The organism is Micromonospora sp. NPDC049529, from assembly GCF_055586685.1.
Genome location: NZ_JBVJHT010000002.1, coordinates 311,823 through 329,042, shown reverse-complemented (window position 1 = coordinate 329,042; position 17,220 = coordinate 311,823). Strand labels below are relative to the sequence as shown.

General features: G+C 73.7%; 18 protein-coding genes. 10 read left to right on the top strand and 8 right to left on the bottom strand.

Annotated elements, in window-relative coordinates; all coding sequences use genetic code 11:
* Nucleotides 1-7: 7 nt before the first annotated feature.
* The 4 genes from ACZ6QQ_RS04220 to fabG all read right to left on the bottom strand — a co-directional run bounded on the left by ACZ6QQ_RS04220 (nucleotide 8) and on the right by fabG (nucleotide 3,516).
* A complete protein-coding gene (locus tag ACZ6QQ_RS04220; protein ID WP_465874208.1) occupies nucleotides 8-787 on the bottom strand; it encodes an HAD-IIA family hydrolase in 780 nt (259 codons plus the stop codon).
* Between the two features lie 82 nt (nucleotides 788-869).
* Nucleotides 870-1,898 carry a ferrochelatase gene (locus ACZ6QQ_RS04215; protein WP_465874206.1) on the bottom strand — a complete coding sequence of 343 codons (1,029 nt, stop codon included), beginning with the start codon at nucleotides 1,896-1,898 and terminating at the stop codon, nucleotides 870-872.
* 88 nt (nucleotides 1,899-1,986) lie between these two features.
* Nucleotides 1,987-2,754 carry an enoyl-ACP reductase FabI gene (fabI, locus tag ACZ6QQ_RS04210; protein WP_465874204.1) on the bottom strand — a complete coding sequence of 256 codons (768 nt, stop codon included), beginning with the start codon at nucleotides 2,752-2,754 and terminating at the stop codon, nucleotides 1,987-1,989.
* 60 nt (nucleotides 2,755-2,814) lie between these two features.
* Nucleotides 2,815-3,516, bottom strand: a complete 702-nt coding sequence (gene fabG, locus ACZ6QQ_RS04205; RefSeq protein WP_465874202.1) for a 3-oxoacyl-ACP reductase FabG — start codon at nucleotides 3,514-3,516, stop codon at nucleotides 2,815-2,817.
* Between the two features lie 255 nt (nucleotides 3,517-3,771).
* Between fabG and ACZ6QQ_RS04200 the strand changes: the two genes are divergently transcribed.
* From ACZ6QQ_RS04200 to ACZ6QQ_RS04180, 5 genes are all read left to right on the top strand, one after another.
* Nucleotides 3,772-5,019: a sensor histidine kinase gene (locus ACZ6QQ_RS04200; protein ID WP_465874201.1), complete on the top strand. Its 1,248-nt coding sequence runs from the start codon at nucleotides 3,772-3,774 to the stop codon at nucleotides 5,017-5,019.
* The gene (locus ACZ6QQ_RS04195) at nucleotides 5,016-5,678 is read left to right on the top strand and encodes a response regulator (protein WP_465874200.1); all 663 of its coding nucleotides are present in this window, start codon (nucleotides 5,016-5,018) and stop codon (nucleotides 5,676-5,678) included. Before ACZ6QQ_RS04200 ends, ACZ6QQ_RS04195 begins: the two co-directional genes overlap by 4 nt.
* Nucleotides 5,679-5,715: 37 nt before the next feature.
* Nucleotides 5,716-6,072, top strand: a complete 357-nt coding sequence (locus ACZ6QQ_RS04190; RefSeq protein ID WP_465874198.1) for a DUF2255 family protein — start codon at nucleotides 5,716-5,718, stop codon at nucleotides 6,070-6,072.
* Nucleotides 6,073-6,274: 202 nt separating this feature from the next.
* On the top strand, nucleotides 6,275-7,204 hold the full coding sequence (locus ACZ6QQ_RS04185) for an alpha/beta hydrolase (RefSeq protein ID WP_465874197.1): 930 nt from the start codon (nucleotides 6,275-6,277) through the stop codon (nucleotides 7,202-7,204).
* Nucleotides 7,201-8,406, top strand: a complete 1,206-nt coding sequence (locus ACZ6QQ_RS04180) for an acyltransferase family protein (protein WP_465874195.1) — start codon at nucleotides 7,201-7,203, stop codon at nucleotides 8,404-8,406. Before ACZ6QQ_RS04185 ends, ACZ6QQ_RS04180 begins: the two co-directional genes overlap by 4 nt.
* Before the next feature lie 544 nt (nucleotides 8,407-8,950).
* Here ACZ6QQ_RS04180 and ACZ6QQ_RS04175 read toward each other — a convergent pair.
* From ACZ6QQ_RS04175 to ACZ6QQ_RS04165, 3 genes are read right to left on the bottom strand one after another with little or no spacing between them, the layout of a single operon-like run.
* Nucleotides 8,951-9,901 (bottom strand): VWA domain-containing protein, encoded by a 951-nt coding sequence (locus ACZ6QQ_RS04175; RefSeq protein ID WP_465874193.1) that lies wholly within the window; start codon nucleotides 9,899-9,901, stop codon nucleotides 8,951-8,953.
* Complete coding sequence (locus tag ACZ6QQ_RS04170) at nucleotides 9,898-10,926, bottom strand: DUF58 domain-containing protein (RefSeq protein ID WP_465874533.1); 1,029 nt, start codon at nucleotides 10,924-10,926, stop codon at nucleotides 9,898-9,900. Before ACZ6QQ_RS04170 ends, ACZ6QQ_RS04175 begins: the two co-directional genes overlap by 4 nt.
* Nucleotides 10,905-12,014: an AAA family ATPase gene (locus ACZ6QQ_RS04165; protein ID WP_465874191.1), complete on the bottom strand. Its 1,110-nt coding sequence runs from the start codon at nucleotides 12,012-12,014 to the stop codon at nucleotides 10,905-10,907. Before ACZ6QQ_RS04165 ends, ACZ6QQ_RS04170 begins: the two co-directional genes overlap by 22 nt.
* Before the next feature lie 344 nt (nucleotides 12,015-12,358).
* Between ACZ6QQ_RS04165 and ACZ6QQ_RS04160 the strand changes: the two genes are divergently transcribed.
* The 5 genes from ACZ6QQ_RS04160 (at nucleotide 12,359) to ACZ6QQ_RS04140 (ending at nucleotide 16,113) form a co-directional block, all read left to right on the top strand.
* Nucleotides 12,359-12,589 carry a hypothetical protein gene (locus ACZ6QQ_RS04160; protein WP_465874190.1) on the top strand — a complete coding sequence of 77 codons (231 nt, stop codon included), beginning with the start codon at nucleotides 12,359-12,361 and terminating at the stop codon, nucleotides 12,587-12,589.
* Nucleotides 12,590-12,803: 214 nt separating this feature from the next.
* Nucleotides 12,804-13,412, top strand: coding sequence for a PH domain-containing protein (locus ACZ6QQ_RS04155; RefSeq protein ID WP_465874531.1), 609 nt, complete (start codon nucleotides 12,804-12,806; stop codon nucleotides 13,410-13,412).
* The gene (locus ACZ6QQ_RS04150) at nucleotides 13,409-14,746 is read left to right on the top strand and encodes a PH domain-containing protein (protein ID WP_465874188.1); all 1,338 of its coding nucleotides are present in this window, start codon (nucleotides 13,409-13,411) and stop codon (nucleotides 14,744-14,746) included. Before ACZ6QQ_RS04155 ends, ACZ6QQ_RS04150 begins: the two co-directional genes overlap by 4 nt.
* A 135-nt stretch (nucleotides 14,747-14,881) precedes the next feature.
* On the top strand, nucleotides 14,882-15,286 hold the full coding sequence (locus tag ACZ6QQ_RS04145; RefSeq protein ID WP_465874187.1) for a thioesterase family protein: 405 nt from the start codon (nucleotides 14,882-14,884) through the stop codon (nucleotides 15,284-15,286).
* On the top strand, nucleotides 15,283-16,113 hold the full coding sequence (locus ACZ6QQ_RS04140; RefSeq protein ID WP_465874185.1) for an MBL fold metallo-hydrolase: 831 nt from the start codon (nucleotides 15,283-15,285) through the stop codon (nucleotides 16,111-16,113). The genes ACZ6QQ_RS04145 and ACZ6QQ_RS04140 overlap by 4 nt, the downstream gene beginning before the upstream one ends.
* A 30-nt stretch (nucleotides 16,114-16,143) precedes the next feature.
* On the opposite strand, the gene ACZ6QQ_RS04135 is transcribed toward ACZ6QQ_RS04140, so the two are convergent.
* A complete protein-coding gene (locus ACZ6QQ_RS04135) occupies nucleotides 16,144-17,073 on the bottom strand; it encodes a carbohydrate kinase family protein (protein WP_465874183.1) in 930 nt (309 codons plus the stop codon).
* Nucleotides 17,074-17,220: the final 147 nt, after the last annotated feature.

The window sequence follows — 17,220 nt, the reverse complement described above, 5'->3', positions numbered from 1 at the left end:
GGTCGGGTCAGATCTCGTCCATCAGGTCGACCACCGAGTTGATGATCCGCGACGGCCGGTACGGGTACCGCTCCGCCTCGGTCTTCGTGCTGATCCCGGTCAGCACCAGGATGGTCTCCAGCCCGGCCTCCAGTCCACAGAGGATGTCGGTGTCCATCCGGTCCCCGATCATCGCGGTCGACTCGGAGTGCGCGTTGATGGTGTTCAGGGCCGACCGCATCATCATCGGATTGGGCTTGCCGACGAAGTACGGCGCCACCCCGGTCGCCTTCGAGATCATCGCCGCGACCGAACCCGCCGCCGGCAGCAGACCCTCGTTCGACGGTCCGGTCACGTCCGGGTTGGTGCAGATGAACCGGGCTCCGGCCTCGATCAGCCGGACCGCCTTGGTGATCGCCTCGAAGCTGTAGGTGCGGGTCTCCCCCAGCACCACGTAGTCCGGGGCGTAGTCGGTGAGGATGTACCCGACCGCGTGCATCGCCGTGGTCAGACCCGCCTCGCCGATCACGTACGCGGTGCCGCCGGGGCGCTGGTCGGCGAGGAACTGCGCGGTGGCCAGCGCCGCCGTCCAGATCGCCTGCTCCGGCACCTCGAAGCCCATCCGGGCCAACCGGGCCTGCAGGTCGCGAGGGGTGTAGATGGAGTTGTTCGTCAGCACCAGGAACGGTTTGCCCGACGCGCGCAGCCGGTTGATGAACTCGGGCGCCCCCGGCACCGGTTGTCCCTCGTGCACCAGCACACCGTCCATGTCGGTGAGCCAGCTCTGCACGGGCTTCCGTTCCCTCATGCCGTCCCCTCGCTACGCCTCGTCCCGCCCACGGCCGCGCTGCCGGTGCGCATCCGCGCGCACCCGTCGTCCCGACCGGCGGTCAGGGGCGCCGGGCCGGCACGCAACAACCCGCCGGGCAGGTGTCCCAGACCGGGAGCGTACCCAGGCGGCGTCGCGGTGACGTATCCGGCGGGTTAACCCGCTCGGTGACCAGCTCGCGGACCATCGAGACGAACCGGGGATCGGTGCCGGGGGTGCCGGCCCGGACATAGTCCAGCCCGAGCCGCTTGGCCGTCGCGGCCGCCTCGGTGTCCAGGTCCCACACCACCTCCAGGTGGTCGGAGACGAACCCGATCGGGCTCACCACCACCGAGCTGACCCCGTCGGCCGCCAGCACCGCCAGATGGTCGTTGATGTCCGGTTCCAGCCACGGCACGTGCGGCGGGCCGGACCGGCTCTGCCACACCAGGTCGTACGGCAGGTCGGCGGCGGCGATGCCGGCCACCAGCCGGGCGGTCTCGCGCAGCTGTGCCTCGTACCGCCCGCCCTGGGGTCCGGCGGCGGCGGCCATCGCGGTCGGCACCGAGTGGGCGGTGAAGACCAGCCGGGTGCTGTCCCGGCGGGCCGGGTCGAGGGTGGCCAGCGCGGCCCGGACCGCGTCGGCGTGCGGCTCGACGAAACCGGGGTGGTCCCAGAACTGGCGCAGTTTGTCGATCATCGGCGCCTCGGGGCCGACCGCCGAGCGGGCGGCGACCAGGTCCTCCTGGTACTGCCGGCAGGAGGAGTAGCCGCCGTAGGCGCTGGTGACGAAGGCGAGGGCGGTGCCGATCCCGTCGGTACGCATCTGCGCCACGGTGTCGGCGAGCATCGGGTGCCAGTTCCGGTTGCCCCAGTAGACCGGCAGGCCGATCCCGTTGGCGGCGAAGTCGTCCCGGATCGCCGCCAGCAGGTCCCGGTTCTGCTGGTTGATCGGGGAGACGCCGCCGAAGTGCTGGTAGTGCTCGGCGACCGCGGCCAGCCGCTCCGGCGGCACCCCACGGCCACGGGTCACGTTCGCCAGGAACGGCAGTACGTCCTCCGGCCGTTCCGGGCCACCGAATCCGACCAGCAGCAGTGCCTCGTACGCCATGGAACGTATTCTCGCGCGGCCGTCGGCGCGCCGTGGCAGGACCCCGGGGCTACCGCGAGCGCGGCCACCCGGAGCCCTGCCGGACCCCTCAGGCGCCGAGGGCGTGGTAGCCGCCGTCGACGTGCACGATCTCGCCGGTCGTCGCCGGGAACCAGTCGGAGAGCAGCGCCAGGCAGGCCCGCGCGGCCGGCTCCTGGTCGGTCAGGTCCCAGCCCAGCGGGGCCCGCTCGGCCCAGGCGGTCTCGAACTGCTCGAAGCCGGGAATCGACTTGGCCGCCATGGTCCGCAGCGGGCCGGCCGACACCAGGTTGCTGCGGATCCCCTTCGGGCCCAGGTGCAGCGCCAGGTAGCGGGAGGCGGACTCCAGCCCGGCCTTGGCCACGCCCATCCAGTCGTAGACCGGCCACGCCTTGGTGGCGTCGAAGGTGAGCCCGACCACCGAGCCGCCGGGCGACATCAACGGCAGTGCCGCCATCGCCAGCGACTTGTACGAGTACGTGGAGACGTGCAGCGCGGTGGCCACGTCCTCCCAGGGGGCGTCGAGGAAACCGCCGCCGAGGCAGCTCGCGGGGGCGAAACCGACCGAGTGCACCACGCCGTCGAGCCCGTCGACGTGCTCGCGTACCCGGTCGGCGAGGCCGGCCAGCTGCTCGGCGTTGGTCACGTCGAGCTCGATCACCGGTGCCGGCGCGGGCAGCCGCTTGGCGATCCGCTCGACCAGCGAGAGCCGCCCGAAGCCGGTGAGGACGACGGTCGCGCCGTTCTCCTGGGCGAGCTTCGCCACCGAGAAGGCGATCGACTGGTCGGTGATGACACCGGTGACGAGCAGCCGCTTACCGGCCAGGAGTCCAGACACGTGTAGCTCCTCCAAAGGTTGTGTACGTGAGTGACGCGGGGCCCGCTGTGCGGGTACGACTCAGTGGCCCATGCCGAGGCCGCCGTCGACCGGGATGACCGCGCCGGTGACGTACCCGGCGGCGTCGCTGGCCAGCCAGGTGACCACACCGGCGACCTCGTCCGGGGAGGCGAACCGACCGGCCGGCACCGATTTGCGGTACGCCGCCCTGACGTCCTCGGACAGCTCGGCGGTCATGTCGGTGTCGACGAAACCGGGGGCGACCACATTGGCGGTGATGTTACGGGTGCCCAGTTCGCGGGTGATGGAACGGGCGACGCCGACCAGACCGGCCTTGCTCGCCGCGTAGTTGACCTGACCCGGGTTGCCGGACAGGCCGGTGACCGACGAGATGAAGATCATCCGACCCCAGCGGGCCCGTACCATCTTGGTGGCCGCCCGCTTCGCGACCCGGAACGCGCCGGTCAGGTTCGTGTCGAGGACGTCGGTGAACTGCTCCTCGGACATCCGCATCAGCAGCGTGTCCTTGGTGATGCCGGCGTTGGCGACCAGCACCTCGACCGGACCGAACTCGGCCTCCACGGCGGTGAAGGCGGCGTCGACGGCGGCGGCGTCGGTGACGTCGCACTGGACGCCGAAGAGGTCGGCCGGGGCGGTGCCCCGGTAGGTGACCGCCACCCGGTCGCCCTGCTTGGCGAACGCCTGCGCGATGGCCAAACCGATGCCGCGGTTACCCCCGGTCACCAGCACGGTGCGGGCCATGGTCTCTCCCCCTTGCTCTGCTGTACGGAGCTGCTCTGCGTACGGGTGGTGCGTGATCCTGCTCCCGGTACGGGTGGTGCGGGTTGGAGATTAGGCGCTACCGGCAGGTAAGCAGTAACGAGGGCCAGGTCAGACCGGGATGCGGCACGCCGCCCCGGTACCGCCGGCGACCCGGTCCGTCATACCGGGGTACGACGAGCAGGATCGCACCCGAGCGGGACGACCACGCGCAGCCCGCGCCGTACGCTGCGCAGGATGGAGCAACCCGCCGAGCCGGTCCGTGCCGCCCTGGGTGACCTGCGCCGGCTGCTCGTCGGCCCGGACCGGCCGCCCCGACCCCGGCGGTCGCCACGGCGGTGGGCCCGACTGCGGGCCGTGCTGGTTCCGGTCTCCCTGCTGGCGCTGACCGGCCTGACCTTCGCCGCCATCGGGTACCTGATCGACACCCGGGACCTGGGCGGCCCGTACGCGATCGCGTTGGCCGTCGGCTCGACGCTGCCGGTGGCGCTGGCGCTGCGCCGACCGCTCCTGGCCTGGCGGATCGCCTACCCGCTGCTGTTCCTCGGCACCGTCGGCGCCACCCCGAAGGAAGCCTGGCCGTGGAACCCGGTCCAGCTCCTCGGCTTCCTGTTCGTGCTGATCGTGCTCGCGGCCCGGGTGCCGACCGGGGTCGCCGCCTGGGCCGGTCTGCTCACCCTGGTCCCGGTCTTCGTGACCGTGTCGGAGCGGGCCAACGCCTACGGGGTGGTGGTGCTCGTCGTCGCCGTGCTCGTCGTCGGCGACCAGGTCCGGCGTCGCCGGCAGAGCCAGCAGGCCCTGGCCGAGCAGGCCGAACTCAGCGAGCTGGCCCAGGCCCGGCGGGCGGTGCTGGAGGAACGCACCCGGATCGCCCGGGAGATGCACGACGTGGTCGCCCACCACATGTCGATGATCGCGGTGCAGGCGGAGACGGCGCCGTACCGGCTGGACGGGCTGCCGGAGCCGGCGCGCACCGAGTTCACCGCGATCGCCGCCTCGGCCCGGGGCGCGCTGACCGACATGCGGCGGCTGCTCGGGGTGCTGCGCAGCGAGTCCGGCACCCCGCAGACCGCACCGCAGCCGGGCCTCGCCGACCTGGCGGAACTCGTCGGCACCGCCGAACGGGCCGGCATGACGGTGACTTTGGAGCGGGACGACCCACCGGAGGGCGCCACGCCGACACCGGAGGCGGTCGGGCTGGCCGCGTACCGGATCGTCCAGGAGGCGCTGGCGAACGCCGCCCGGCACGCTCCGGGCGCACCGGTCCGGGTCACCCTGCGACCGGGTCGGCGGGATCTCGGCGTACGGGTCGAGAACCCCGGCGGTACGCCCGGCCCGGCCGAGCCGGCCACCGGGCACGGGCTGATCGGGATGCGGGAACGGGCCCGGCTGCTCGGCGGTACGTTCACCGCCGGGCCGACCGGGTCCGGGTTCGCCGTGACCGCCGTGCTGCCCTACGACGCCACCGAGGAGGAGGCCCGATGATCCGGGTGCTGATCGCCGACGACCAGGCGATGGTCCGGCAGGGCTTCGGTGCCCTGCTCGCCGCCCAGCCGGACCTGCTGGTGGTCGGCGACGCGGCCAACGGTGCCGAGGCGGTCACCGCCGCCCGCCGGCTCGACCCGGACGTGGTGCTGATGGACGTACGGATGCCGGTCCTCGACGGGCTGGCCGCGACCCGCCAACTGCTCGGCGACCGGGTGGCCGACCGCCCACGGGTGCTCATCCTGACCACGTTCGACCTGGACGACTACGTCTTCGAGGCGCTGCGCGCCGGGGCCAGCGGCTTCCTGCTCAAGGACGCGCCGGCCGCCGAACTGGTGCACGCGGTCCGGGTGGTCGCCGCCGGTGACGCCCTGCTCGCCCCGGCGGTGACCCGCCGGCTGATCGCCGAGTTCGCCGCCCGCCCCGCGCCGGACCGGCCCCGGCCGACCTCGCTGGCCGCGCTCACCCCACGGGAGACCGAGGTGCTCCGGCTGATCGCGCGCGGCCGGTCGAACACCGAGATCGCCGCCGACCTTGTGGTGGCGGAGCAGACGGTCAAGACCCACGTCGGGCGGATCCTGGCCAAGCTGGGGCTGCGCGACCGGGCCCAGGCGGTGGTCGTCGCGTACGAGTCCGGCCTGGTCGCCGCCGGCGAATGAGACCCGGCCGGGGCCGGGCGGGAGCATGATGTGACCCATGGCAGCCATCGACTACCTGGCCGGCACGGACACCGTGCACATCGCCACCGAGCGGCGCGACGGGACCGAGGTGGTGACCCCGATCTGGGCCGTGGTGGTGGACGACGTGCCGTACGTCCGCAGCGCGTACGGCGCCGGGTCGAAGTGGTACCGCCGGGTGCAGCGCGCCGGCGAGGCCGTTTTTGTCGACGGGCCGCACCGGTACCCGGTGACCGTCGGGAACCTGGACGACGAGTCGGTCATCCGCCGGGTGGACGAGGCGTACCGGGCCAAGTACGCCGGTCAGGGGACGGCGTTGCGCCAGGTCGTCTCGCCGGAGGTGCGGGCGTACACGATGTGGGTCGTCCCGCGCTGATCACCGCTGCCCCGCCACCGCCCGGCCGCCCCGGACCGCGCGCCGGGTAGCTCCCCGGGAGGGGCCCGTCAGACCCCGGTGGTACGCCGCAGACCGCTCCCCGGAGTGACGCGGCCCCGGTGGTCGAACCCGCACTGTTCCGGTCAACGCCGACCGGCCCCGGTCGGCGACGACCGGACGGGGTTCGACGATGAGGCGACGGGTGACACAACTGCGGCTGCCGCTGCGCGGGTCGGTGGTGCTGCTGCTCGGACTGGGCCTGCTGGGCCCCGTACCGGGCCCGTTGCGCCCACCACCGGCGGCGGCCGGTGCGGTGGCACCGGTGCGGGGCTTCGTCGAGGCGTACCCGGCGGTGGCGACGGCGATGCGGGCGGCCGGTGCGCCGTACGCCGGCTGGGTGGCGGACGGCCGCCGGTTTCTCGCCTTCGACCCGCGCGGGGACGGTCTCGCCGTCGAGGTGCTCGGCGACCTCGCCACCGCCGACCGGATCGTGCTGCTGGTGCCGGGGGTGGACACCACGCTGCGCGACTTCGACCGGGGACTGGGCGGCGTCGCCCGCCGCGCCCCGGCGGTCCAGGCCCGGCACGTGTACGACGAGTTGCGCGCCGACGATCCCGACGCGCGGGTGGCGGTGCTCGCCTGGCTCGGCTACGACCCGCCGAACGGGCTGGGCTGGGCCGCCGTCCGGGAGAGCAGCGCGCGGGCCGGTGCGAGGGCGCTGACCGCGCTGACCGAACTGCTGGCGGCCCGGCGGCCCTCGGCGACGATCACACTGGTCGGGCACAGCTACGGCGCGGTGGTGCTCGGCCTGGCCGCACCCCGCCTACCGGCCGGGGTGACCGACCTGGTGACGGTCGGCGGGGTCGGCATGGGCGTCGACCGGGTCGACGAACTAGGCACCGGCGCCCGGGTCTGGGCGGCCCAGGCACCGGCCGACTGGATCCGCCGGATCCCGCAGGTACGGCTGCTCGGACTCGGCCACGGCACCCGGCCGGCCGATCCCACCTTCGGTGCCCGACCGCTGCCCGTGGACCGGGTGACCGGGCACGACGGGTACCTGGAACCGGGCACCGGCACGGTGCGGGCGATCGCCCTGATCGCGCTCGGCCGGGGTGCGGAGGTGTCCCGGTGAGCCGGGACCGGGGCATCGACGGGCTGCGGGCGTACGCGATCGGCGGGGTGGTGCTCGGCCACTGGCTGGTGACCGCGCTGGTGCTCGGCCCGGCGGGAACACTGGCCCAGGCCAGCCCGCTGGCCGCGATGCCGACACTGGTGCCGGTCAGCTGGCTGTTCCAGACCCTCGGCCTGTTCTTCTTCACCGGCGGCTACGCCTCGGCCCGCTCCCTCGACACCCGTCCCGGTAACGGGCGGCGGCCGGCGGGGACCGGTGACGGCTACCGGCGCTGGTTCGGGCGACGGTTGGGCCGGCTGATCGGTCCGGTCGGTACGCTGCTCGGCTGCTGGGCGGCCGTACTGGCGGTCGCGGTGGTGGCCGGTGTCCCGGTGACGACGCTGCGGACCGTGGCGACGCTGGTGGTCAGCCCGCTCTGGTTCCTGCTGCCGTTCGTCGCGCTGGTGCTGCTCACCCGGCCCCTGCGCCGGGCACTGAACCGCACGGGTGTGGCCGGTGTCGCGCTGCCGGCGGTGGCACTGGTCGCGGCGGTGGACCTGACCGGGCGGCTGCGCCCCGACGGCGTACCGGGCTGGGCGGTGGCGCTCGGGGTGCTCGGCGCCTGGCTGGTGCCGTACGCCCTGGGGGTGGCGCTGGCCGACGGGCGGCTGCGTCGCCGACGGACCGGGATCCGGTTGCTGCTCGGCGGTGTCGCCGGGATGGCCGCGCTGGTCCTGCTGGCCGACTACCCGGCGAGCGCGGTGGGGGTGCCCGGTGCCGGCCGGTCCAACCTCGACCCGCCGTCGCTGTTCACCGTCTGTCTCGCGCTCGCCCAGGTCGGCGGCGGCCTGCTGGTCCGGCCGGGACTGGCCCGGCTGCTGGTTCGGCCCCGGTGGTGGGCGCCGGTCCGGCTTCTCAACGGCGCGGCCACACCGGTGTACCTGTGGCACCAGACGGCGCTGGTCACGGTGACCGTGCTCGGTGCCCGGCTCTCCGGCGGCGCCGCCGTAGCCGGTCTGCACACCGCACCGGACCAGCCGTTCTGGGTGGCCGCCCGGCTGCTCTGGCTGCCGCTGTTCGCCACGGTGCTCGCCCTGCTGGTCAGCGGGTTCCGGACCGCTCCGGCCGCACCGCCGACCCGGCCCACGGGGCCTGCCGGGACCGGCCGACCGGTGACCGGGCGAGGCGTCGGCAGGCCGTTCGGGAGGGCGCGGACCGGATGATCGGCCGAATTCGTCCTCGCGCCGGGCGGGTGTACGATCGGTGCGTTCCGGTCCGGTTCGACAGGTGGAGGTGATCGCTGTGCGAAGTAGCGATCCTCCTAGTCGTGGCCGGGCCGCTCGTCAGCCCCGCTGAGCCACGACTCAGCCGGTGAACTGACCCAGCCCCGCTTTTCGCACCACTCCGCCAGTCCCGGCACCGGCCGGGGGTGGCGCAGCGTGGTGTGATCCCCGCCGCCGGTCGGCGTCGGGGTGCGTGGAGCCGCCCGGTCTCGACTTCGTGTGTGCGTCCTTTTCCTCAGGCCCCGCCGGTCCGACCCGGCGTGGGCCATCTGAGCCGCCACCGGAGAGTCAGCCATGCACCGTTTTGTCGCCCCACTGGGCTTCACCCTCGCCGCTATGTGGGTCTTGGTCCTGTTCGTCCTGGTCAGCGGCACGCCCTGACCGATCATCGGCACGGTCCGTCGCGCCCCACCAACCGTGGGCGGGCGGCAACGGCAACGGGCCAGCCGACCGGTGACGGTCGACCGGCCCGTACGCACCGTCGTCAGGGCAGCCGGGACGTCCACAGCAGACTCATCGCCGCCGCACAGAGCGCGAACAGCAGGGCGAAGCCGGCGTACCACTGGGTGACCTCGCGAGCCTCGGTCCGGAACCCGATCGACGAACCCATGTCCTGGTAGACCTGCTTCAACTCGGTCACCGACGCGGCCTCGTAGAAGAAGCCCCGGGTGGTCTCCGCCAACTGGGCCAGGGCCATCCGGTCCACCGGCACCCGCTGGACCTGGCCACCGATGTCGACCTGACCGGAGTCGGTGCCGAAGGCGATCGTCGACACCGGTACGTTCGCCGCCTGCGCCGCCGCGGCGGCCTCCTCCACCGACCGGCCAGAGGTCCGGAAACCGTCGGAGAGCAACACGATCCGGGCCGGCGGGATGCCCTCGGCACCGTCGGCCGGCACCGACCGGATCGCCTCCAGCGAGGTGAAGACCGCCTCACCGGTCGCGGTCGCCTCGGCCAACACCAGCCCGTCGATCGCCTGGGTCACCGCCGGCCGGTCCTTCGACGGCGGCACCAGCACGTTCGCCGACTTCGCGAACGCCACCAACCCCAGGTTGTACGTCGGCGGCAGCTCGGCGACGAACTGCTTGGCCGCCTCCTGGGCCGCCTCCAGCCGGTTCGGCGCCACGTCGTCGGCCTCCATCGACAGCGACACGTCGATGGCGAGCATGATGGTGGCCCGTTCCAACGGCTCCTCGGTGTCGATCGACGGCCGCGCCATCGCCGTGGCCAGGATCACCAGGCTGAGCAGGAACGCGCTGGCGGCGGCGTGCCGGCGCCAGCCCAGCCCCTTCGGCGCCAGGGTGCGCAACAGGTCCACATTGGTGAACCGGACGGCGTACTCGCGGCGGCGCAGCTGCCGCCAGACGTACGCCCCGGCGACGGCGAGCACCGGCAGCAACGCCAGCAGCCACAACGGTTGCAAGAAACGGATCATCGCGTCGTCCCCCTGGTACGTGCGTGCCGCTGCGCGGCGACGAAACGCACCATGTCCAGCAGCCAGTCTGAGTCGGTCCGCAGCCGCAGGTGCGCCGCCCCGGCGGCCCGCAGTTGGTGGGCGATCGCCGCCCGTTGGGCCGACGCGGCTTCGGCGTACCGTCGCCGCAGTCGGGGATCGGCGGTCTGCACCTCGTGCAGTTCGCCGGTTTCCGGGTCGACCAGCGCGAGCACCCCGACGTCGGGCAGCTCCAACTCGCGCGGGTCCACCACCTCGATCGCCAGCACGTCGTGCCGGACCGCGAGCTTGCGCACCGGCCGGCCCCACTGTTGTGGCGGGGCGAGGAAGTCGGAGATGACCACCGCCACGCCACGTCGACGCGGCGGCCGGTTGAGCATGTCGACCAGGGCGCCGAGATCACTGCGGCCCGGTCTGATCTCGGTGTGCGCGATCGCCCGCAGCAGGCCCTGCGCCTCCTTGCGCCCCGGACGGGCGGGCAGCCGCAGCACGTTCGGCGCGGCGCCGGCCGCCCCGGCCCGGCCCGGCACCGGACGCGTGTCCCCGCCGACCCCGCCGGTGCCGACCACCGCCCCGATCCGGTTCCCACCGCGTACGGTCAGGTGCGCCACCGCGGCCACCGCCGCGACGACCAAGTCCCGCTTGAGCCACTGCCCGGTGCCGAAGTCCAGGCTGGCCGACAGGTCCACCGCCAGCCAGGTCTCCAGCTCCCGGTCGGCGACCGTACGGCGCACGTGCGGCAGCGTGGTCCGGGCGGTCACCGGCCAGTCCATCCGGCGTACGTCGTCACCCGGGCGGTACTCCCGCGACTCCCCCGCCTCGCTGCCCGGACCCGGCAGCAGGCCGATGTAGTCCCCCTGGAGGAGGCCGTCGAGCTTGCGGGTGACCAACAGTTGCAGCCGCGACAGCACCGCCTCGGCCCGGGCCGAGGTGGCCGCGGCGGTGGCCGACCCGACGCCCGAGGTCGCCGATCCGGCGGCAGCCGTCACGGCAACCGTCCCGGCCAGGCACCGGCCGGTTGTACGGAGGTGGGCGGGGCCGGAACGGCGTTCTGCCGGGGGGTGACCGAGGGCAGCGGAATGGTGGACATCACCCGGCCGACGATGTGGTCGGCGGGTACGTCGTCGGCGAGCGCGTCGTAGCTGAGCACCAGCCGGTGGCGCAGGATGTCCGGGGCGATGTCCTGCACGTCCTGCGGCAGCGCGTAGTCGCGTCCGCGCAGCAGGGCCAGGGCGCGGGTGGCCCGGACGATGCCGAGCGAGGCGCGCGGGCTGGCACCGTACTGGATGAGCTGCGCCACGTCGGGCATGCCGTGCTCGGCCGGGGCGCGGGTGGCCAGCACCAGCCGTACGGTGTAGTCGACCAGCGCGTTGTGTACGAACACCTGGTCGGCCTTGCGTTGCAGGGCGATCAGCTCGGTCGGGCTGAACACCGCCACCGGCTCCGGCGGGCTGACCCCCATCCGGTAGACGATTTCGCGTTCCTCGGCGTCGGTCGGGTAGCCCACCAGGATCTTCATCAGGAAGCGGTCCCGCTGCGCCTCGGGCAGCGGGTAGACCCCCTCCTGCTCGATCGGGTTCTGGGTGGCCATGACCAGGAACGGGTTCGGCACCCGGTGGGTCTGGCCGCCGATCGACACCTGCTGTTCCGACATCACCTCAAGCAGCGCCGACTGCACCTTGGCCGGCGCCCGGTTGATCTCGTCGGCGAGCAGGAAGTTGACGAAGACGGGGCCGAGTTCGACGTCGAACTTCTCGCTCGACTGCCGGTAGATCCGGGTGCCGACGATGTCCGCCGGCACCAGGTCCGGGGTGAACTGGACTCGCGAGAAGGTGCCGCCGACGACCTTGGCGAGGGTCTCCACCGCCAGGGTCTTGGCCACCCCCGGCACCCCCTCCAGGAGGCAGTGACCGCGGGCGAGCAGGGCGACGAACATCCGCTCCACCATCCGGTCCTGACCCACGATCACCCGCTTGACCTCGAACAACGCGCGTTCGAGCAGGGTCGCATCCTCGGCCGGCGTGGTTGCGTTGGCGGGACCGCCGTTGGCGGACTCGGTCGGTGTCGGTGCATCGGGCGTGATCGGCTGGGCCACCGGTCCTCCACAGCGGGGTCGCGTGTTCGATTGGTTCGGCGAGGGACTGCCGCACCAAGCCTCGCACGTCCGGCTGAGAGACCGGGTGGCGGAAAGACGTTTTATCGCGCACCGGGCGCGGCGGGACCTTCCGGCCGCCACCGGGCCGCCATCGCACCCATCGGCAGCGCACAAAACGTCGCCCGTGGGTAGACACGACCGGGCAGGTGACGTGTACGATTCAGCCGTCGCCGGGCGGCTCCCCCCGTGGTCGCCCGGCGATTTTAATGCCCGTGTCGATCTCCGGGTGCCCCTCCCCACCGTGCTTCGACGTAGCGGACGCCGGGCGTCCGTACACTCGCCGGGTGACCGACTCCGCGCCTGCCCCGATGATCCCGATCTGCTCGGCGAAGGGCTGCCGGGCGACCGCGATCTGGGCCCTGCGCTGGAACAATCCTCGGCTGCACGACGCGCAGCGGCGCAAGACCTGGCTCGCCTGTGCCGCACATCGACAGCACCTCGCCGAATTCCTGGACGCGCGCGGATTCCTGCGCGAGGTGGCACCGATGGACCCATCGCCTACGCTCGACCCGTGAGCGAGCGAAACGATCTGCTCCGGTGCGATGCCACGGTTGACGGCCGGCACCGACCCGGCCGGGCGACGCGGTGAGCCACCCGACCGAGGCCGAACCGGGTGAACCGGTGAGCCAACCGCACGCGACCGATCCCGGTGACCCGGTGAGCCATCCGGCCGCCCCCGATCCCGGTGACCCGATGAGTCCTGCGGGCGTATTCGATCCGGGTGACCCGGTGAGTCCTGCGGGCCTACCCGAACCGACGCCGGTCGCGAGCGGGCCGGACCGGCCCGGACCATCCGACCCGCCGTCCGGGCCGGCAGTCAACCCGCCGTCCGGGCCGGCGACCGGGCCGATCAGTCCGCTGGAGCCGTGGCCGGAGACGGTGCGGTGGCAGCCGGTCTCCGGTGACCTGATCTGGGTCGAGCTGCTGCGGCTGGCCGCCGGCATGGCGGTGGTGCTCGTCGGGCTCGGTGTCGGCTGGGCGTTGACCGGCCATTGGCTCTTCGGGCTCGCCTTCGGCCTGGCCGCGCTGCTCACCGGCTGGCGGGCCTACGCCATCGTCCGGGCCGTACGCGCCTGGGGGTACGCCGAGCGCGACCACGACCTGCTGGTCCGGCACGGCCTGCTGGTCCGCCGGTTGTCGATCGTGCCGTACGCCCGGATGCAGTTCGTCGACGTCAGCGCCGGTCCGCTGGAACGCGCCTTCGACCTGGCCACGGTGCAGTTGCACACCGCCGCCGCGGCCAGTGACGCCCGGGTGCCGGGGCTGCGCCCGGCCGAGGCGTCCCGGCTGCGCGACCGGCTCACCGCGCTCGGCGAAGACCGGGCGGAGGGCCTGTGACCGAGCCGCCGCAGGCCGGGGAACAGGTGGCGGCCGAGGAGCCCCGGCAGCGGCTGCATCCACTGAGTCCGCTGCTGCACGGCGCGAACTCGCTGGTGGTGATCGTCGCCGCCCTCTCCTGGCAGACCCTGGGCCGGGTGGGGCCCGGCTGGTACGCCGGCATGGTGGCGGTGCTGCTGCTCGGCGCGGTCGTACTCTCCCTGGTCAGCTGGTACAACACCGGCTATCACGTGGTCGGCCGCGAGTTGCGGATCCACGAGGGCCTGCTGTGGCGGCGTACCCGGGCGATCCCGCTGGAGCGGCTCCAGTCGGTCGAGGTGGTCCGTCCGCTGCTGGCGCAGCTCACCGGCCTGGCCGAACTGCGGCTGGAGGTGGTCGGCGGAGGCAAGACGGAGGCGCCGCTGGCGTACGTGGCGGTGGCCGACGCGGTGGCGCTGCGGGAACGGCTGCTCGGCCTCGCCGCCCGTACGCCGGCACCGGCCCGGCCGGGTGCGGAGCCGGTCGGGGTGGGCGTCCCGGTCGAGCCGGCCCGCCGGCACCTGGCGTCGGTGGCCAACCGGGACCTGCTGATCAGTCAACTGCTCACCCCGCAGGCGATGCTGCTCCCGTTCGGGGTGGCGTTCGTCGTGATCCAGTTCCTCTCCGAGGGATCGTGGTCGTTCATCGCGGTGGCCAGCACCCTGACCGCGATGGCCGGTGTGCTGCTGCAACCGTTGCGCCGGGTGCTCGCCGACTGGAGTTTCCAGCTCGCCCGCGACGACGCCGGCCTGCGGGTACGGCACGGCCTGCTGGAGACCCGCGCGCAGACCGTGCCACTGGACCGGTTGCAGGCGGTGGGGGCGACCTGGCCGTTGCTCTGGCGGATGAAGGGCTGGCTGCGGCTGCGGCTGGAGGTGGCCGGCTTCTCCACCGACGCGGACGCGAACCAGCGGGCGGACCAGCTGCTGCCGGTGGGTGACCTGCCGACCGCACAGATGATCATGGCGGAGGTGCTGCCGGGGGTGGATCTCAGCGTGGCGCTGCCGCCACCGCCCCGACGGGCCCGCTGGGTGCACCCGCTGGCCCAGCCGGTGCTCGGTGCCGGGTTGACCGACCGGGTGTTCGCGGTCCGGCACGGGCTGCTGACCCGGCAACTCATGGTGGTGCCGTACGCGCGGATCCAGAGTGTGCGGGTGGTGCAGGGGCCGGTGCAGCGTCGGCTGCGGTTGGCGACCGTACACGCCGACACCGCCGGTGGCTCGGGTGCCGCCGCACTGGACCGGGACCTGGCCGAGGCGTGGGCACTGGCCGCGGAGCTCACCGCCCGCGCCCGGGCCGCCCGCACCGCCGGCTGAGCCGGGCGTTTTCGCCGGCCGAGCCGGGTGCTCTCGCCGGGCCCGGGCCACCGGGGCGCACGGCCGGCCGCACACCTCGCTCGCCGGCCGGCCATGCCGATCATCCGGTGGCGGGTCAGCGCCTAAGCTGCACCCATGGAACAACCGCCGGATTCCGGCTTTGCGCCCGGCCTGACCGCCCGGGTCGAACTCACCGTGAGCGACGCCGACACCGCCCTGGCGGTCGGCTCCGGCGACGTACCGGTGCTCGGCACCCCGAGGGTGCTCGCGCTGGCCGAGGCGGCCACGGTGGCCGCCACCGCCGCCGGGATGCTGCCCGGGATGACCACGGTGGGCCTGCGGGTGGAACTCGACCACACGGTCCCCACCCCGGTCGGCCGGACCGTGGTCGCCCAGGCCCGGCTCACCGAGGTCAACGGCCGGCGGCTGCGCTTCGACGTGAGCGTGACCGACGGCGGCGCGACCGTCGCCCAGGGCCGGGTGGAGCGGGCGCTGGTCGACCGGCTCCGGTTCGTGGAAAGGGCGTCGCGGACACCATGACGATCCGGTTCGAGGAGATCGCCGACCGAGTCCACCTGCTGCGGCACCCCGCACTCCAGGTCAACGTGACCCTGGTGGTCGGTGACGGCGAGGCGCTGCTGGTGGACACGCTGTCGAACGCGACCCAGGCGGGTGAGCTGGCCGCCGCCGCGCGCGCGGTCACGCCGTACCCGTGGACGTTGGTCAACACCCACCACCACTTCGACCACTGCTTCGGCAACGCCACCCTGGTCGGCGAGCCGGCCCGGCCGATCTACGCCCACCGGGCCGCCGCGGCCCGGCTGCGGGAGCAACCCGAGCTGGTGCGACAGCAGGCGTACGACGAGATGCACGCCACCGAGCCGCTGCTCGCCGCCGAACTGGCCCGGACCACGATCCTCGCCCCCACCCACCCGGTGCACCTGGAATCCACCCTGGACATCGGCGGCCGGACGGTGGTCCTGCGCCACCTCGGGCGCGGGCACACCGACGGCGACCTGATCGTCCGGGTGCCCGACGCCGACCTGCTGGTCGCCGGGGATCTGGTCGAGTCGAGCGGCCCGCCGTCGTTCGACGACAGCTACCCGCTGGAGTGGCCGGAGACCGTGGCGGAGCTGCTCCGGCTGACCGGTCCGGGGACCGTCGTCGTGCCGGGGCACGGCCCGGTGTTCGACGTCGACGGCGTACGCGCCCAGCACGAGCAGCTTTCCACCCTGGCCTGGCTGATCCGGGACGGGCACGCCGACGGCGCCCCGGCCGAACGGGTCGCGGCCCGAGCCCCGTTCGGCCCGACGGCGACGATGCCCGCAGTCCGCCTCGGCTACGCCGAACTCTCCGGCGACACCTGAGTCGACGGTGACAGGTGGCGGCTGGGCGGGTCAGGTGGCGAAGCGGGCGGTCACCTGGTCGCGGGTGGGCATGGCGGTCGCACCGCCGGGCGCCTCGCAGACCAGCCCGGCGACCCGCAGCGCGTACGCGACCCGCGCCGGCCAGCCGTCCGGTGCGGGCGGGCCGGTCAGGAGCAGGTCGGCGACGAGAGCGGCCATGACGGAGTCCCCGGCGCCGGTGGCGTCCACGGCGCGGACCACCGGTGCGGGTACCGCCACCGGCTCCGCCCCGGCGGCGACCAGGGCGCCGGCCGCCCCACGGGTGACCACCACGACCGCCGCGCCGAGCGCCCGCAGGCGTTGCGCCACCCGGTCCGGTGACTCGCCGGGGTAGAGCAGTTCGGCGTCGACCGCGCTCAGCTTCACCAGGTCGGCGGTGGCGGCGAACTCGGCCACCACGGCCCGGAGCCCGTCCAGCGCGGCCGGGTCGGGCAGCAGCCGGGGGCGTACGTTCGGGTCGAAGACCCGCCGCCCGGCGGTGAGCGACCAGGCCCGGCGGGCCGCCGCGAGCACCGGTGGCCGGAGCAGGGCGATCGAGCCGCAGTAGAGCACCGCCGCCCGGCCGATCAGGTCCGGGTCGAGCGCGTCGGCCTCCAGCAGGGCGTAGGACGGCGGTTCGCCGTAGAAGCGGAAGTCGGGTTCGGCCCCGGCGAAGGTGGCGACGGCGAGGGTGGTCGGCACCGGCACGGTGACCAGACCGCGCTGCCCCACCCCGCGATCACGGAGGAAGTCGCGGATCCGTCCGGCGAGGACGTCGTCACCGACCGACCCGACGAACTCCACCGGGGCGCCGAGCCGGGCCACCCCGACGGCGACGTTCAGCGGCGCACCACCGATCGCCGGGCGGTAGACCGGTTCCCCGTCGGCCCGCCCCTCCAGGAGGTCGACCAGCGCCTCGCCGAGCACCACCGCGTACCCCATGGGTTCCTCCCTGCCGTCGGATCCTGCCCGGACAGCATGCCGGGTCCGGGTCCGGACGGGTCAACGGCGTCCGGCGGGTGAGGGTTTTCAATCGACGTCGACCTATTGCGTCGGGCCCGGATCCGTGATGCACTGGCGCGTACCGAG

Coding starts and splice junctions, on each gene's coding strand:
- ACZ6QQ_RS04220 (WP_465874208.1), bottom strand. CDS start 787: ATGAGGGAACGGAAGCCCGTGCAGAGCTGGCTCACCGACATGGACGGT.
- ACZ6QQ_RS04195 (WP_465874200.1), top strand. CDS start 5,016: ATGATCCGGGTGCTGATCGCCGACGACCAGGCGATGGTCCGGCAGGGC.
- ACZ6QQ_RS04145 (WP_465874187.1), top strand. CDS start 14,882: ATGGAACAACCGCCGGATTCCGGCTTTGCGCCCGGCCTGACCGCCCGG.
- ACZ6QQ_RS04175 (WP_465874193.1), bottom strand. CDS start 9,901: ATGATCCGTTTCTTGCAACCGTTGTGGCTGCTGGCGTTGCTGCCGGTG.
- ACZ6QQ_RS04135 (WP_465874183.1), bottom strand. CDS start 17,073: ATGGGGTACGCGGTGGTGCTCGGCGAGGCGCTGGTCGACCTCCTGGAG.
- ACZ6QQ_RS04190 (WP_465874198.1), top strand. CDS start 5,716: ATGGCAGCCATCGACTACCTGGCCGGCACGGACACCGTGCACATCGCC.
- ACZ6QQ_RS04200 (WP_465874201.1), top strand. CDS start 3,772: ATGGAGCAACCCGCCGAGCCGGTCCGTGCCGCCCTGGGTGACCTGCGC.
- ACZ6QQ_RS04140 (WP_465874185.1), top strand. CDS start 15,283: ATGACGATCCGGTTCGAGGAGATCGCCGACCGAGTCCACCTGCTGCGG.
- fabG (WP_465874202.1), bottom strand. CDS start 3,516: ATGGCCCGCACCGTGCTGGTGACCGGGGGTAACCGCGGCATCGGTTTG.
- ACZ6QQ_RS04215 (WP_465874206.1), bottom strand. CDS start 1,898: ATGGCGTACGAGGCACTGCTGCTGGTCGGATTCGGTGGCCCGGAACGG.